Origin of the sequence: Pseudosulfitobacter pseudonitzschiae, assembly GCF_900129395.1 — a bacterium.
Classification (GTDB): Bacteria; Pseudomonadota; Alphaproteobacteria; order Rhodobacterales; family Rhodobacteraceae; genus Pseudosulfitobacter; species Pseudosulfitobacter pseudonitzschiae.
The window spans coordinates 115384-129925 of the sequence record NZ_FQVP01000002.1; the positions used below are offsets into that span (position 1 = coordinate 115384).

General features: G+C 62.8%; 14 protein-coding genes. 5 read left to right on the top strand and 9 right to left on the bottom strand.

The window, feature by feature from the left end:
• Window positions 1-59 precede the first annotated feature (59 nt).
• Window positions 60-779 carry a response regulator gene (locus BUC08_RS04965; protein ID WP_037926790.1) on the bottom strand — a complete coding sequence of 240 codons (720 nt, stop codon included), beginning with the start codon at window positions 777-779 and terminating at the stop codon, window positions 60-62.
• 148 nt (window positions 780-927) lie between these two features.
• Here BUC08_RS04965 and mce point away from each other — a divergent pair, with 148 nt between their 5' ends.
• The gene (gene mce, locus BUC08_RS04970) at window positions 928-1332 is read left to right on the top strand and encodes a methylmalonyl-CoA epimerase (protein ID WP_028955174.1); all 405 of its coding nucleotides are present in this window, start codon (window positions 928-930) and stop codon (window positions 1330-1332) included.
• Window positions 1332-1628, top strand: a complete 297-nt coding sequence (locus tag BUC08_RS04975; RefSeq protein WP_028955173.1) for a DUF1467 family protein — start codon at window positions 1332-1334, stop codon at window positions 1626-1628. Before mce ends, BUC08_RS04975 begins: the two co-directional genes overlap by 1 nt.
• On the opposite strand, the gene BUC08_RS04980 is transcribed toward BUC08_RS04975, so the two are convergent.
• The 5 genes from BUC08_RS04980 to trpS form a co-directional block, all read right to left on the bottom strand.
• On the bottom strand, window positions 1558-2298 hold the full coding sequence (locus BUC08_RS04980) for an EI24 domain-containing protein (RefSeq protein WP_037926786.1): 741 nt from the start codon (window positions 2296-2298) through the stop codon (window positions 1558-1560). The two genes, BUC08_RS04975 and BUC08_RS04980, sit on opposite strands and share 71 nt — an antisense overlap.
• A complete protein-coding gene (locus tag BUC08_RS04985) occupies window positions 2295-2873 on the bottom strand; it encodes a nitroreductase family protein (protein ID WP_037926783.1) in 579 nt (192 codons plus the stop codon). Before BUC08_RS04985 ends, BUC08_RS04980 begins: the two co-directional genes overlap by 4 nt.
• Before the next feature lie 73 nt (window positions 2874-2946).
• Window positions 2947-4053, bottom strand: coding sequence for a class II histone deacetylase (locus BUC08_RS04990; RefSeq protein ID WP_037926780.1), 1107 nt, complete (start codon window positions 4051-4053; stop codon window positions 2947-2949).
• A gap of 76 nt (window positions 4054-4129) precedes the next feature.
• Window positions 4130-4615: a VOC family protein gene (locus BUC08_RS04995; protein ID WP_037926777.1), complete on the bottom strand. Its 486-nt coding sequence runs from the start codon at window positions 4613-4615 to the stop codon at window positions 4130-4132.
• Between the two features lie 152 nt (window positions 4616-4767).
• A complete protein-coding gene (trpS, locus tag BUC08_RS05000; protein WP_037926774.1) occupies window positions 4768-5796 on the bottom strand; it encodes a tryptophan--tRNA ligase in 1029 nt (342 codons plus the stop codon).
• A gap of 73 nt (window positions 5797-5869) precedes the next feature.
• On the opposite strand from trpS, the gene BUC08_RS05005 reads away from it, so the two are divergent.
• Window positions 5870-6550: a rhomboid family intramembrane serine protease gene (locus tag BUC08_RS05005; RefSeq protein WP_037926771.1), complete on the top strand. Its 681-nt coding sequence runs from the start codon at window positions 5870-5872 to the stop codon at window positions 6548-6550.
• Between the two features lie 53 nt (window positions 6551-6603).
• Here the strand turns inward: BUC08_RS05005 and murJ are convergent, their stop codons facing one another.
• Window positions 6604-8142 (bottom strand): murein biosynthesis integral membrane protein MurJ, encoded by a 1539-nt coding sequence (gene murJ, locus BUC08_RS05010; protein WP_037926768.1) that lies wholly within the window; start codon window positions 8140-8142, stop codon window positions 6604-6606.
• A gap of 273 nt (window positions 8143-8415) precedes the next feature.
• Here murJ and BUC08_RS05015 point away from each other — a divergent pair, with 273 nt between their 5' ends.
• Window positions 8416-9585, top strand: a complete 1170-nt coding sequence (locus BUC08_RS05015) for a M20 aminoacylase family protein (RefSeq protein WP_051694381.1) — start codon at window positions 8416-8418, stop codon at window positions 9583-9585.
• Between the two features lie 39 nt (window positions 9586-9624).
• Here the strand turns inward: BUC08_RS05015 and BUC08_RS05020 are convergent, their stop codons facing one another.
• Together BUC08_RS05020 and BUC08_RS05025 are read right to left on the bottom strand one after the other, a co-directional pair.
• Entirely contained in the window at window positions 9625-12396 is a 2772-nt protein-coding gene (locus tag BUC08_RS05020) for a [protein-PII] uridylyltransferase (RefSeq protein ID WP_037926765.1), read from the bottom strand.
• A gap of 6 nt (window positions 12397-12402) precedes the next feature.
• Window positions 12403-13584 (bottom strand): penicillin-binding protein activator, encoded by a 1182-nt coding sequence (locus tag BUC08_RS05025; RefSeq protein WP_037926762.1) that lies wholly within the window; start codon window positions 13582-13584, stop codon window positions 12403-12405.
• A gap of 88 nt (window positions 13585-13672) precedes the next feature.
• On the opposite strand from BUC08_RS05025, the gene rsmI reads away from it, so the two are divergent.
• A complete protein-coding gene (gene rsmI, locus BUC08_RS05030; protein ID WP_037926760.1) occupies window positions 13673-14542 on the top strand; it encodes a 16S rRNA (cytidine(1402)-2'-O)-methyltransferase in 870 nt (289 codons plus the stop codon).

The following is a 14542-nucleotide window of genomic DNA, read 5'->3' on the forward strand; positions in this document are numbered from 1 at the left end:
CGACTGGTTAAAGTGTCCAAGACACTGGTTTTTTCCGACCATCTTCCATCCGCACCTGCTCAGATGGCAACGCGCTGGTTCAGCCGGTCCTGCACCAATCCCGCCAGAACTGCCGCCTCGGACATGGCGGGCTGACCCGCGGCGCGTTTCCGCGCCAAAGCTTCGGCAGCATTTTGCAGCGGGGCGTCCTTGGCGCTGCGGGCCACGCCGGCCAGGAATTGTGCGACATAGTCCAGCGTGCGGTCGTCTTCGCGATCCTCCAGGACGTCGGCCACATGGGCCAGGTCATCCTGCAAGGCAATCGGGTCGGGGAACACCTCTTCCATGGACACGGTGCGCGGTCCTTCGGGGCGGCGTTCGGCTGGCAGCAGCGACAGGATCTTGCTTTGGAACAGCCCCAGCGAGGTGATCGGCTTTTCGATAAAGCCGTCCGCACCGGCCGCCATCGCCTCGGCCTGGCCAAAGTTGTCACCGGAGGTGCCAAGGATCACCTCGGGGCGGGGGGCGGCGGTGGACAACCCTTGTATCAGGTCCACGCCGTTGCCGTCCGGCAGGCCCAGATCAATGATCACGACAGTCGGCCGATAGACCCGAAGGTGACGCCGCGCCGCGCGCAGGCTGTCAGCACGCCGGATGCGCGCCCCGCTGCGCAGGCACAACAGGCGCAGCGCCTCACAGGCGAAACGGCTGTCTTCGACTGCCAGCACGGTCAGCCCCAGCAAAGGTCGTGCGGTCGTGGGCGCAGGCAGATGCGGTTTGAAAGGGTTGATGGTGTCCATGGCGGCAGTCCTCCGATTGCTGGACTGACGCTAGCGCGACTTGCCTAACAGGCCGTTAACGCAAGGCGGCCCCCTGCGTCGGTGCGTCGCTTGCACCCAGCAGCCAAGCTGCGCATAACAGCAGTCAGCATCATACGGGAGATTTGCCATGATCGGACGCCTGAACCACGTTGCCATCGCCGTGCCCGACCTCGAGGCCGCGTCAGAGCAATACCGCACCGCATTGGGCGCCAAGGTCGGCGCGCCACAGGACGAACCCGACCACGGCGTCACGGTCGTGTTCATCGAACTGCCGAACACGAAAATCGAATTGCTCTATCCCTTGGGCGAAAACAGCCCGATCCAGGGCTTTTTGGACAAGAATCCTTCGGGTGGCATCCACCATGTCTGCTACGAGGTGGATGATATCATCGCCGCCCGCGACCACCTCAAGGCCAGCGGCCTGCGGGTTCTGGGTGATGGCGAACCCAAGATCGGTGCCCATGGCAAGCCGGTGATCTTCCTGCATCCCAAGGACATGAACGGCACGCTCACCGAACTCGAGCAAGTCTGATGGGTCCCGTTTCCGGTCTCGTTCTGTTCGCAGTGATCTGGTTCATGACCTTCCTGATCGTGCTGCCGATTCGCGTTCAAACCCAGGGTGATGTGGGCGAGATCGTGCCCGGCACCCATGCCGGCGCGCCTGAGGTTCACAACCTGAAGAAAAAGGCGTGGATCACCACAGGTGTCGCCGCAGTGATCTGGGCCATCGTTGCAACGATCATCCTGTCGGGGATGATTACCTTGCGCGATATTGACTGGTTCGAGCGGATGGCCCCGCCATCTGCAACCGATGGAACAAATGGGTAAAGGTTGCGGCGCCCAGAATAGGGATCAGCAGGTTCACCAGCGGCACTGACAACGGAATCGCCATCAGGAAACCGGCGATAAAGATGGTTCCGCTGTGCTGGCTGCGCATGTCGCGGGCCCGTTCGCGTCCGATCCGGCGCATGGCGGCCAGCGTGAAATATTCACGCCCCAGCAGAAAGCCGTTCAGCGCCCAAAAGACGACGGGCGTCAGGAAGGGCATCAGCATGAGGGTCAGTATCACGTAGACAATGATCGCCAGCAGGTTTGCCCCGATCAGCACCCCCATAAAGTTGACCGTATCGCGCACCGCGTCGCCAAAGGGCACGTTTAACGCTGGCGGCAGGTCGGGATAGTGTTCGTCCTCGACCGCCTGGGCCACCTCGTCCAGAAACATCGACGTGATGGCCGAGGCGACGGGCACCATCAGGAACACCGACAGGACCAGCATCAGCAGCACCGAACCCCAGCTCAGGATGTCGTCCAGCCATGTGATCTCGCCCACGATCGGGGCATCCACGCTGTCGGCGGTCAGGGCATCAACCAGCCAGACCAATCCGGTGGTAAAGGCCACCAGCAACACAATCGTCAACGCGATTCCCAACAACAGCACCCGGCGAAAGCGCGGATCGCCGATCTGCCCGAGGGCGGCAAAGAAAGACGCGAAAATCATTCGGACAGCCATGTGGTTTTGGCCGCTATGTCCGGGCGCGGACGCTCGGGCGGTGCGGTGGTTTCGGTGCCGATGTGGATCAGCCCGGCGATGCGTTCGTTGTCTTTCAGTTTGAACGCCTCTTGCATGAACACACGGTCATGGCTGGGCCAGCCCGACAGCCAGTTGGCCCCCCAGCCCGCCGCCAGCGCTGCGTTCAGCAGTGACAAGCATACGGCTCCTGCGGAATAGGTCTGTTCCAGCGCCGGAATTTTGGGCGAAGGGACATGCACCTCGATCACGGCCACAGCCAGGTGCCCCATGTCGAACTGGCTGCGCCCCTTGCCGATCTGTTCATCGTCCAGCCCCAGCACTTTGCCGCGCGTCTCGGCCAGATCGGCAAGGCGTGGCATCGCAGTCTTTTCGATCACGATAAACCGCCACGGCTCCAGCTTGCCATGGTCCGGCGTGCGGGCGGCTGCGGTCAGCAACTCTTCCAGGGCGGCACGGTCCGGGACCGGCGTTGTCAGCGTCTTGGCCGGGCGGCTGCGGCGGTTCAGCAGGAAATTCAGGGCAGCGAGATCAGATTCGGGCATATGTTACGATCTTTTACATTCGTCAGGTTGCATGTCGTCATTGCAGGCCGCGCCGTCAAGGGTTGCTTGCGGATTAAAGGCCCAATTCCTCCGCCATCCGGTCGATCTCGGCGATCAGGAAGGCATCGAAACGTGCTCCGGGCTGGCGCACTTCAAAGGTCACGCCGAAGGGGTCCGCCAGATTGATGGCACTGCCTGACATGGCCTCGATTGCGGCATGGGCGCAGAAGGGGACGTAAACCTCGGAATATCCGCCCTCGTGGACCAGCACCAGCTTGCCATCGCAAACTTCGGCGGCCAGGTCTTTGACCTTGTGAGTCATCTGCCGGTAGGTGTCTGCCGTTGCAATCATCCGCGCCAACGGATCAACGGCCGACGCGTCATAGCCGCTGGCGATTATGATGATATCAGGCGCAAAATCGCGAATTGCAGGTATGGCCACGCGGTCCATTGCGTGCAAATAGGCGGTGTGTCCCGCGCCCGCAGGCAACGGCAGGTTGATATTGTATCCTTCGCCCGCACCCTTGCCTCGGTCGGCCAGTGCGCCGGTGTCCAGCGGATAGTTGCCCTCTTGGTGGAACGAGAGTGTCAGCACGTCGTCGCGCTCATAGAAAATCGCCTCGGTGCCGTTGCCGTGGTGCACGTCCCAGTCCAGCACGGCCACGCGCCCCGCCAGCCCCTTGGCCTTGGCGGCCTCGATGGCGATGGCGATGTTGGCCATCAGGCAAAAGCCGTTGGGGTAATCGGGCAGGCAGTGGTGGCCGGGCGGGCGGCTGAGCGCATAGGCGTTTTGCACATCCCCTGTCAGAACCGCCTCGACCGCCGCAATCGACAGGCCCGCCGACAGCGCAGCCAGCTCATAACCGCCACGGGCGAAAGGCACACGCAGGCCCAACTCACCGCCGCCGTTGTCGGACATTTCCTTGAACGTATCCAGATAGCTTTGCGGATGGACGCGCAAAAGCGCCTCGGTCGACGCTTCGGATGCGGTGCGCACGTCCAATTCGCCCATCAACCCGGTGACGTTCATCAGGTTGACCAACCGCCGCTTGGTCTCGGGGCTTTCGGGCAGTCCACCGGCAGCCAGCGGCTGTATCAGCCCGCCGACGGGCAGGGTAAAGGCATAGTTGCCGCCCCCGTGCCAGAATGTACGTTCGTCCCAGAAAAATCCCGTCGCCATTTGCTGTCTCCTGTTTTGCCGCAGGGTGGCCGAGACCGTCAGGATTGTCGATGCACTGGGGTAGAAAAATGTGTGTTCAGGCGGCTTCGGCCAGCAGGGCATTAACATCAAGCGGGCTGTTGACCATTTTCAACTGTCCTTGGGTATCACGCGGCCAGTCGGCGGGGTCGCGGTCGCGGTACAACTCGACGCCGTTGCCATCGGGATCGCGCAGATAGACGGCTTCGGACACGCCATGGTCTGCGGCGCCGTCCAGCGGAATACCCGCCTCGACAACACGTTTCAGCGCTGCCCCCAGACTGGCCCGGTCCGGAAACACAAAGGCCGAATGATACAGGCCCGGCGCGCGGTCCGGCGCGGGGCCGGACCCTTTGGAGTGCCATGTGTTCAGGCCGATGTGGTGGTGATAATCCCCCGCCGCGAGAAAGGCCGCGTCGGCGCCATAGCGTTGGGTCAGTGTAAAGCCCAACACATCGCCATAGAAGGCAATGGCCCGATCAAGGTCGGAGACTTTCAGATGAACGTGGCCGACGCGGGTGTCGGCGGGAACTTTGCCGGGCATGGGTGCCTCCTGAGACTGTGGTTGACCTACAAATAGACTGCGCCATCCCCGCACAAAAGGCGAGACCGCGCGCAGGGTCGGTGCACAGATGCGCAAAGGGCGGATGCCGCAACACCCGCCCTTTGTGATTTGGAAACGTCGTGAAAGGTGGTTCAGGCGCCAACCAGCCCGACGATTTCATAGGTCTTTTTCAGGATCGGGACCGTGATTTCGCGCGCCTGTTCCGCACCGCGTGCCAGAATGCGGTCGATCTCGGCGGTGTCATCCAGCAACCTCGCCATCTCGGTCGAGATTGGCGACAACTTGGCCACGGCCAGATCGGCCAGCATCGGCTTGAACTCTGCGAACTGCTTGCCACCGACTTCGGCCAGAACCTGGTCAACGGTCTGGTTGGTGAATGCGGCATAGATGTTGACCAGATTGCGCGCCTCGGGGCGGTCTTCCAGCCCCTTGGCCTCGGATGGCAGGGCGTCGGGATCGGTTTTGGCCTTGCGGATCTTCTTGGCGATGGTGTCGGCGTCGTCGGTCAGGTTGATGCGGCTGGCGTCGGACGGGTCCGATTTTGACATTTTCTTGGACCCGTCGCGCAAGGACATCACGCGGGTGGCCGCGCCTTCGATCACCGGTTCGGTCATCGGGAAGAAATCGACGCCATAGTCGTGGTTGAACTTGGCCGCCACGTCGCGGGTCAGCTCGATGTGCTGTTTCTGGTCCTCGCCCACCGGCACGTGAGTCGCGTGATAGACCAGAATGTCGGCGGCCATCAGCGCCGGATATGCAAACAGCCCCAGCGAGGCTTTTTCGGCGTTCTTGCCGGCCTTGTCCTTCCACTGGGTCATGCGCTGCATCCAGCCCATGCGGGCCACGGTGTTGAAAATCCACGCCAGTTGCGCGTGCTCGGGCACTGCGGACTGGTTGAACAGGATGGATTTTTCAGGATCGACGCCCGAGGCGATAAAGCCTGCGGTCAACTCGCGCGTGTTGTGGCGCAGCTTGTCAGGGTCTTGCCAGACGGTGATCGCGTGCAGGTCCACCATGCAGTAAATGCAGTCGCGGCCTTCGTTCTGCATTTCCGAGAACCGCTTGAGCGCCCCCAGATAGTTGCCAAGGGTCAGGCCGCCCGACGGCTGGATGCCGGAGAACACGCGCGGCGTGAATTGCGATGCAGGAGCGTCAGTCATTTGGGTTCCCCTCTGGGCATTCGTGCGTGGCTGGCTTACCCATGCGCCAAAGTCCCGTCAAGGAGAGCCACAGATGCACCCCGATATGCAGCCCCCCGTAAACCCCTTGCCGCCCGTGGTCTGGGCCCTGTTCGCCGCGATCATGGGGGTCGAGGCCGTGCTGTCGCTGGGATCGGCGGGCATCATCGGCGGCCCCGGTGCCGTGGGCTGGCGGCTCGCTGCGCTGCGCGATTACGGGTTTTCGGGCATCGCCTTTGACTGGATGCTGGCAAACGGGATCTTCCCGTGGGAACACCTGCTGCGGTTCGTCACCTATCCCTTTGTGCATTCCGGGTTTTCCAGCACGCTCTTTGCCGGCGTGATCCTGTTGGCGCTGGGTAAGCTGGTGGGCGAAGTCATGGGGCAGCTTGCGGTGTTGGTTGTCTTTTTCTTCTCGGCCATATTTGGCGCCATTGTGTACGGATTGGTCACGGATGCGCCTTGGTTGATCGGGGCGTTTCCCGCCGTTTACGGGTTGATCGGGGCCTATACCTTTCTGATGTGGCAAAGGCTGGCGGGCACCGGCGGGCAGCAATTTCAGGCGTTCTCGCTGATCGGCGTCCTGATGGGGCTGCAATTGTTGTTCGGGATCTTCTTTGAAACCGGGTTCGAGTGGGTTGCCGATCTGGCGGGGTTCGTTTGCGGTTTCATGCTGTCACTGGTCGTGGTGCCGGGCGGCTGGATGCGGTTGCGCGCGATGATCCAGCGCCGCTGAGGCGGCTTCGGGGGCGCCCCCCCGGAGTTTGTCCGGCAAGATGAAGCAGTCACCTATTTGCGTTTGGCCGCGCGTTTGAAGTCCGAAAGCTTGAACGCCCCGATCAGGTGGCCTGTGCCAAAGTAGCTGACGGCTGCGGCAAGGATCAGGACCAGCAAGGCGATATACCGCAGCCCCGGGGTGTCCAATGCCCCCGCCAGCGCCAGTGCCATCGCCCAAAGGCACAGGCCCATGAAGGCAGAGGCCAGAATGATCCGCCAGATGCGTTTGCGAAAGCGGTCGTCAAATCGCGCAACCTCGCCCATCGGGCGGGTGCCATGGCGCAGCATCAGGACCATGGCCCAACCAGCCACCGTGGTGGCAATGGCAGGGGCAAGCCAGCCGATCACCGGGGCAAGGCCCACGGCCAGCACTGCGTTCACACCCATCGTCCACAACGCATAGCGGAACGGGCTGCGGGTGTCGGACCGGGCAAAATAGAGCGGTTGCAGGAATTTCTGGATCACGAAGGCGGGCAGCCCCAGACCGTAGATGGCCACTGCCACGGCAATGGCCGCCACATCGTCCGGCCCGGTTGCCCCGCGTTCGAACAGCACCGAGGTCAGCGGCAGCGGTATCACCATCAGCGCCACGGCCGACGGGATGGTCAAGGCCAGCGATATCTCGGCGGCACGGCTCAGCGCGTTGCGCGCGCCCGCATCGTCGCCTGCCTTGAGCCGGCGCGACAGGTCGGGCAGCAACACGATGCCCACAGCAATGCCGACCACGCCCAGCGGCAGCTGGTACAGACGGTCCGCGGCGAACAGCCAGCTCACGGCCTTGTCGAACTGCGAGGCGACGACTTGACCCACCACAAGGTTGATCTGCATCACGCCGGTGGCCAGTGCCGCAGGCACGGCAACGATCACCATCTTGCGCATCTCGGGTGTCCAGCGGGGCAATCCGGGTTTCAGCGAAAAGCCTGCGCGGGATGCGGCGGTCCATGTCAGGGCCAGTTGGGCGATGCCTGCCAATGGAATGGTGTAGACCAGCCAGATCACGGCTTCGCCGCCGATCTTGCTGGCGATCAGCATGGCAACAATCACGAAGATGTTCAGCAGCACAGGTGCCGCCGCCGCCGCCGCAAAGCGCCCGGTGGCGTTCAAAATGCCAGAGAACAGTGCCGACAGGGACATGAAGAAAATATAGGGAAAGGTGATCCGCCCAAAGCCCACGGCCAGATCGAACCGCTGTGCATCGAACCCGCCTGCCGTGGCCCAGACCAGCGCAGGCATGAACACCAGCCCCAGTGCCGTCAGCAGCAAGGTAACGAACATCAGCCCGTTGAGCGCATCATTGGCAAAGCCGCGCGGATTGTCTTCGCTCTCAAGCCGGGCCGAGAACATCGGAACAAAGGCCGCGTTGAAGGCACCTTCGGCAAAGAAACGGCGGAACATGTTGGGCAACCGGAACGCCGCCACAAAGGCATCCATCAGCGGGCCGGGTCCGATCAGCGACAGGATCAGGATCTCGCGCACAAAGCCAAGGACGCGCGACATAAGCGTCCACACTCCGACAGTCAGAAAGCCGGACATAAGGCGGATGGGTTTCACAGGGTGGGCCTTTCGGGATGCAGGTCTGGATCAGGGCCTAGCGGGTCAGGCAGGGGCGTGACAAGGGGCTGTTGCGATGATGACTGCGCGCCGTGCAGATGGGGCACGGCACTGCAGCAGTTTTTGCGCAGTTTCCTGCCGGACTGGCCCGGATGTGCATAAATGTGGTTTGTTGATGTCATTGTTGCCCCTGGCGGGACGCAACGGGCGCAAAACTTGAGTTTGTCGGGAAGATCGTTTTGATGGATCGGAACACATCGCAAAGGACGCTTTATGCCAGAAGCAGACACCGCCCACCTGTCCGCAGAGATGACCGCCTGGCGGCATGATTTCCATGCCCACCCCGAGCTGGGCTTTGCCGAGACACGCACCGCCGCGCGCGTGGCCGACCTGCTGGAAAGCTTTGGACTGGAGGTGCATCGCGGCATTGGCCAGACCGGCGTGGTCGGCGTGTTGCAGCGGGGCAATGGCAGGCGTGCGGTGGGGCTGCGGGCGGACATGGATGCGCTGCCGATCCGCGAGACCTCGGGCGTGGCACATGCCAGCGTGACGAGCGGCGTGATGCACGCATGTGGCCACGACGGGCATATGGCGATGCTGCTGGGCGCGGCGAAACATCTGTCGGCGCATGGGCAGTTCAACGGGCGGGTGGTGTTCATTTTCCAACCCGCCGAAGAACACGGCGAGGGTGCGCAGGCCATGATCGCGGACGGGCTGTTCGAGCGGTTCGCAGTGGATCAGGTCTTTGCCATTCACAACATGCCCGGACTGGCCGTGGGGCAGATGGAAACGCGTGCGGGGCCGATGACGGCGTCCGAGGCACTGTTCGAGATCGGTATTCGGGCACGTGGCGGCCATGCGGCACTGCCTCACCTGGGTGTAGACGCCATCGTTGTGGGCGCGCAGGTCGTGGGGGCGCTGCAAACCATCGTATCGCGCAAGCTGGACCCGGCGCAGAACGGCGTGGTTTCGGTCACTGAATTCATCGCAGACGGCGGGCGCAATGTGCTGCCCGGAAGTGCGCTCCTGAAAGGCGACGCGCGGGCGCTGTCGCCTGAGACCAATACGACCATCGAGGCGCGGATGCGCGAGCTGGTGGCGGGGACATGCGCCGCCCATGACGTCACGGGCGAGGTGCTCTATGAGACAATCTTTGCGCCCACGATTAACGACGCCGAAGCGGTCGAGGCCATAGCCCGTGCCGCCACCGCGGCGCTGGGTGCCGCGAATGTCGATGCCACGTGCTTCCCCAAGCTGTTCTCCGAGGATTTCGCCCATATGGCGATGGCGCGTCCGGGATGCTTTTTCCTGATGGGCAACGGCACAGAGGGCGCCGGCGCCCGCCCGCTGCATGCGTCCGATTATGATTTCAACGACGCCGGGCTGGTGCCGGGGGCGGATGTCTGGGTGCATCTGGTACAGGATGTGCTGCGGGCCGCGTGACGCCGCCCGCATCCTGTCACACTGGCCATGGGGCCTGTGTCACTGCTCGGCCCGTTGTGCACCTTCGACGATGGCGGCGCGCAGCCGCTTTTCCAGCGTCCTCTGTTTGCTTGGGGTATAGTATTTCAACCCGAACATATCCTTCACATAAAAGGTATCGACACATTGTTCGCCATAGGTCGCGATGACCGCGTTGGCGACATAGACGTTGGATGACGCCAGCGTGCGTGCCAGATCGTGCAACAGACCGGGGCGGTCGCGGGTGTCGACCTCGATGATCGTGTAGATATCGGAACCGTCGTTGTCGAAGGTGATATGCGTCGGGACGCGGAACACTTTCTCGCGCTTTTTAACCTTGTCGCGGTCCACCATGGCCTCGCGGGTGACAACCTCGCCGTGCAGTGTGCGTTCGATCATCTTGCGCAGGCGGGGCAGGCGGCTGGCATCATAGGGCGTGTCGTCGGCGTCCTGAATCCAGAACGCATCGGTCACATAGCCGTCCTTGGTGGTATAGCTGCGGGCATCCACGACGTTGGCCCCGACCAGCGCCAGAGCACCGGCCAGCCGTGCAAAGATGCCCGGATGATCCTGCATCACGAAACAGACCCGCGTGGCATCGCGGTCTTCGTCGGGGTGCAGGTCGATGCGAATCTCGTCATCGCCAATTCCGCGCAGCAGGTTGGCAAAGACCACATGGGCGGTCTGGTGCAAGCCCTGCCAGTAAGGATCGTAATGGCGGCTTGTCTCGGTCTGCAAATCCTTGCGCGGCCAATCCGCGAGGGCGGTGCGCAGGGCCTTCTTGGCCTCGGCACCCCGGTTCTCGCGGTTCAGCGCCTCCATGCCGTCTTCCAGCGCGGTGCGGGTCTGGCGGTACAGCGCGCGGATCAGCACGGCCTTCCAGTTGTTCCATGTGTTGGGGCCGACCCCGCGAATGTCGCAGACCGTCAGCACGCACAACAGGTCGAGCCGTTCGACAGTGCGCACCGCCTTGGCAAAGTCGCGCACGGTGCGCGGATCGGCGATGTCGCGTTTCTGCGCCATGTCGGACATCAGCAGGTGATAGCGCACCAGCCATTCCACCGTGTCCACCTCGTCCGGTTTCAGGCCCAGCCGCGGGCCGACCTTGCGGGCGATCTGCGCCCCCAGGATGGAATGATCTTCTTCGCGGCCCTTGCCGATGTCGTGCAGCAGCAGCGCCGCATACAGCACCCGCCGGTTCACCCCGGATTTCAGGATCGAGGTGGCCACCGGCAGGTCCTCGACGAGGTCGCCATTCTCGATCTCGCTTAGACTCATGATCGTCTGGATGATGTGTTCGTCGACGGTGTAGGAGTGATACATATTGAACTGCATCATCGCCACGATGGGTTTGAATTCGGGGATGATGGCGCCCAGAACACCCAACTCGTTCATCCGCCGCAGTGCCCGCTCGGGGTTGCCGTGTTTCAGCAGCAGATCCATGAAAATGCGCTGTGCTTCGGGCGAGTTGCGCACCGTGTCGTCGATCAGCTTCAGGTTCGCTTTGACCAGACGCATGGCATCCGGGTGAATCAGCATGCCGGTGCGCAGCGCCTCTTCGAACAGACGCAGGATGTTCAGCGGATCGGCCAGGAATGCGGCGTCGTCGATGATGGCGATGCGGTTGTGGATCACCTCATAGCCGGATTTGATCTTGCGGCGGCGGCCCAGAAGGCGCTCCAAGAGCGGCTCGGCCTTCAGGTGATCCGCTTCAAGCCCGGTCAGGAAGATGCGCGTCAGGTCGCCCACTTCGGTGGCATGCAGGAAATAGGCCTGCATGAACACCTCGACCGCGCGTCGGCCCGCCTTGTCCTCGTAGCCCATGGCCTCGGCCACCTGGACCTGCATGTCAAAGGTCAGCTGCTCTGTGGCCCGACCCGTCAGCAGATGCAGATGGCAGCGCACCGCCCAAAGAAAGCTTTCGGCGGCGGCAAAGCTGGCGAATTCGTCTTCGGTAAAGACACCCAGTTGCACCAGGTCGGCGGTGTCCTGAACGCCGTGAATGTATTTCGCAATCCAGAACAGCGACTGCAGGTCACGCAGCCCACCCTTGCCCTCTTTTACGTTCGGTTCCACGACATAGCGCTGGCCCTGCCGCTTGTGCCGTTCGTCGCGCTCGTGCAGCTTGGCCTCGACAAAGTCGCGGGCGGTGCCGGAAAACAACTCGTCCCACAAACGCTTGTCCAGCAGTTCGGCCAGCGCATAATCGCCACCGATGAACCGGTGTTCCAGCATGGCGGTGCGAATGGTGAAATCTTCGCGGCCCAGCCGGATGCAATCCTTGACCGTGCGCGACGAATGGCCAACCTTCAGCCGCAGGTCCCACAGCATGTATAGCATGGTTTCGATCACGTTCTCGGCCCAGGCGGTGATCTTGTAGGGGGTCAGGAACAGCAGATCGACATCGGAAAACGGTGCCATCTCGCCCCGGCCGTACCCGCCGACCGCGATCAGTGAAAGCCGTTCGCCTGCGGTGGGCGAGACATTGGGATGGATCACCTGCGTGGCCAGCGTCATCGTCGCCTGCACCAGCTGGTCGGTCAGATAGGTATAGGCCGCCGTCGTTTCCCGTGCGGCAAAGGGGCGCTTGGCAAAAGCTTCGGCAATGGCGGCGCGGCCTTGCTTCTGGGCCTGTTGCAGCCAGCCGACAATGGCGTTGCGAACATCCATCGGCGCGGCATCGTCTTGTTGCGCCTTGATCAGCGCCTGGGCAAAGGCAGCTGCATCAAAAATGTCCTCTGGCGGACAGATCGTGTCGACCGCCAGAGGTGCAAGCTGGTGTGTGTCTTGCATGTTTTATCAGAATCCGGCGCCGCCAAAGGATTGCGGTGCCGCGTCGATCACAACGACCTGGTTGTTGCGGATGGTGGCAATTGCCAGCCCACGGTCGTTGGTGCCGTCGCTGCGCAGGCGGAAAATGCCCGATGCTCCCTGGAAGCCTGCGCCTTGCGTCAGGGCCGCCCCGGTCAGGGCGTTCGAGTTGCCCTTGGCCACCAGCGCGCCAACCGCTGCGATGCCGTCAAATCCAAGGCTCGCGATGGGGTGCGGGGTGCTGCCGTAAGCGGCCTGGTACTTGGCGCTGAACGCGGCGCTGCGGGCCGGGTCAGGCAGGGCAAACCAGCCGCCTTGCAAGCCGGGCAGCGACAATGTGGGCGACGGAATGTCCCAGCGGGTCAGGCCGATGTATTGCGTCACGGTGGGCTGAATGCCTGCCTCGGGCAGCAATTGTGCCAGCAGGGGCAGGGCCGAGGCGGTGGACGAGGTCATAAAGACGGCATCGGCACCCGAGCTGTCCACGGTCGATTTGATACGCGGCACGGCGTCGATCACACCCTGTTGTGACAGGGGATAGTCCACCGATCCAGCCAGCGTGGCACCGCTGTTGCTGATCGCGTTCTGGATCGCGCTGCGACCCAGTTGACCCGCAACATCCTGCGCGCTGACCACGACGATACGCGATTTGCCCTGGCGGGCGGCATAGCTGACCAAACGATTGGCAGTGGTCTGGAAGGTCGGCCCAAGCACAAAGACGTTGCCGCCCGCGATCGTGGTGTTGTTGGAGAACGCCAGCACGTTCACGCCTGCGCTCGCCGCTGCCACGCCTGCGGCATTGGCTGCTTCGGCATAAACCGGACCGATGATGATCTTGGCGCCGTCGTTCACCGCTTGCGTGGCGACGCTGGCCGCAGTGGCGGCATTGCCCGCCGTGGCATAGACCCGCAGGTCAATCGCCACACCACTCAGATCGCGCATCGCCAGACGTGCGGCGTTTTCCAGGCTGTTGGCCAGAAGATTGTCCGAGGCAGAGCCGCCACGCGGCACCAAAAGGGCCACGGGCACAGGTTTGGAGGTGTCAACAGAAGGGCCGCCTCGGCTGACGCCCCCCGTCATTCCGGCGTCACAGGCAGCCAGCGCCAGTGCAAACAGTGACAGTATCAGCAGGCGCAATGCCTTGCGGGCAGGTTGTAAAAACGCGAACATGGTCCAGAGAACTCCCTCGGGTCTGGGCGGCGCAGAAGCCACCTTGATTTGGCGAAGATCATAGAGGTCACGAAAGGCGGGTCCAGCGTTGAATTTCCAAAAAGTTTCGTTACCGCAAGGCATCCACCTTGTCGGCGTCCCAATCGGCACGGCCCGCGACATTACACTGCGGGCGCTGGACGTGCTGGCCTCGGCCGATGTGTTGGCCGCCGAGGACACCCGCAGCCTGCGGCGGCTTATGGATATCCACGGCGTGCCGCTGGACGGACGGCACATCCACACGCTGCATGATCACAGTACAGACAAGGTTGTGGCGCAATTGCTGGCCCGTGCGGGCGAAGGCGGGTCGGTGGCCTATGCGTCCGAAGCAGGGATGCCGCTGATCGCCGATCCGGGGTTCGAGTTGATCCGCGCGGCGCGCAACGCAGGCGTGCCGGTGCATTGCGCACCCGGACCCAGCGCCGTGGTGACCGCATTGGCCGTCGGCGGATTGCCGACGGATGCGTTTTTGTTCGGCGGTTTCCTGCACAACAGCAAGGCCGCCCGGCGTTCCGCGCTCGAAGGCTGGGGCAATGTGCAGGCCACGTTGGTGTTCTACGAATCACCCAAGCGGCTGGGGGCGATGCTGGCTGATGCCGCCGACGTTCTGGGCGGCGAGCGTCAGGCCGCTGTGTGCCGCGAACTGACCAAGAAATTCGAGGAAGTGCGCAGCGGCACGCTGGCCGAACTTGCCGAGCATTACGCAGACGCATCGGTGAAGGGCGAAATCGTCGTGTTGATTGCACGACGTTTAGAAAAAATTAGGGAAGATGATGTTGAGTCAGACCTGATCGACGCGTTGGGGCATATGTCGATGCGCGATGCGGTGGATGCCGTATCGGCTGCACACGGCGCGCCCCGTCGCAAAGTGTACCAACTGGCGCTGACACTGCCCAAAGGGGACAGCGGCGCATCCTGA

Excerpts from the sequence above, each read along its gene's own strand:
- BUC08_RS04975 (WP_028955173.1), top strand. The coding sequence starts at position 1,332 with ATGGGTCCCGTTTCCGGTCTCGTTCTGTTCGCAGTGATCTGGTTCATG.
- BUC08_RS04980 (WP_037926786.1), bottom strand. The coding sequence starts at position 2,298 with ATGATTTTCGCGTCTTTCTTTGCCGCCCTCGGGCAGATCGGCGATCCG.
- BUC08_RS04990 (WP_037926780.1), bottom strand. The coding sequence starts at position 4,053 with ATGGCGACGGGATTTTTCTGGGACGAACGTACATTCTGGCACGGGGGC.
- BUC08_RS05020 (WP_037926765.1), bottom strand. The coding sequence starts at position 12,396 with ATGCAAGACACACACCAGCTTGCACCTCTGGCGGTCGACACGATCTGT.
- BUC08_RS04995 (WP_037926777.1), bottom strand. The coding sequence starts at position 4,615 with ATGCCCGGCAAAGTTCCCGCCGACACCCGCGTCGGCCACGTTCATCTG.
- BUC08_RS04965 (WP_037926790.1), bottom strand. The coding sequence starts at position 779 with ATGGACACCATCAACCCTTTCAAACCGCATCTGCCTGCGCCCACGACC.
- BUC08_RS05005 (WP_037926771.1), top strand. The coding sequence starts at position 5,870 with ATGCACCCCGATATGCAGCCCCCCGTAAACCCCTTGCCGCCCGTGGTC.
- BUC08_RS05025 (WP_037926762.1), bottom strand. The coding sequence starts at position 13,584 with ATGTTCGCGTTTTTACAACCTGCCCGCAAGGCATTGCGCCTGCTGATA.
- BUC08_RS05015 (WP_051694381.1), top strand. The coding sequence starts at position 8,416 with ATGCCAGAAGCAGACACCGCCCACCTGTCCGCAGAGATGACCGCCTGG.
- BUC08_RS04985 (WP_037926783.1), bottom strand. The coding sequence starts at position 2,873 with ATGCCCGAATCTGATCTCGCTGCCCTGAATTTCCTGCTGAACCGCCGC.
- mce (WP_028955174.1), top strand. The coding sequence starts at position 928 with ATGATCGGACGCCTGAACCACGTTGCCATCGCCGTGCCCGACCTCGAG.
- trpS (WP_037926774.1), bottom strand. The coding sequence starts at position 5,796 with ATGACTGACGCTCCTGCATCGCAATTCACGCCGCGCGTGTTCTCCGGC.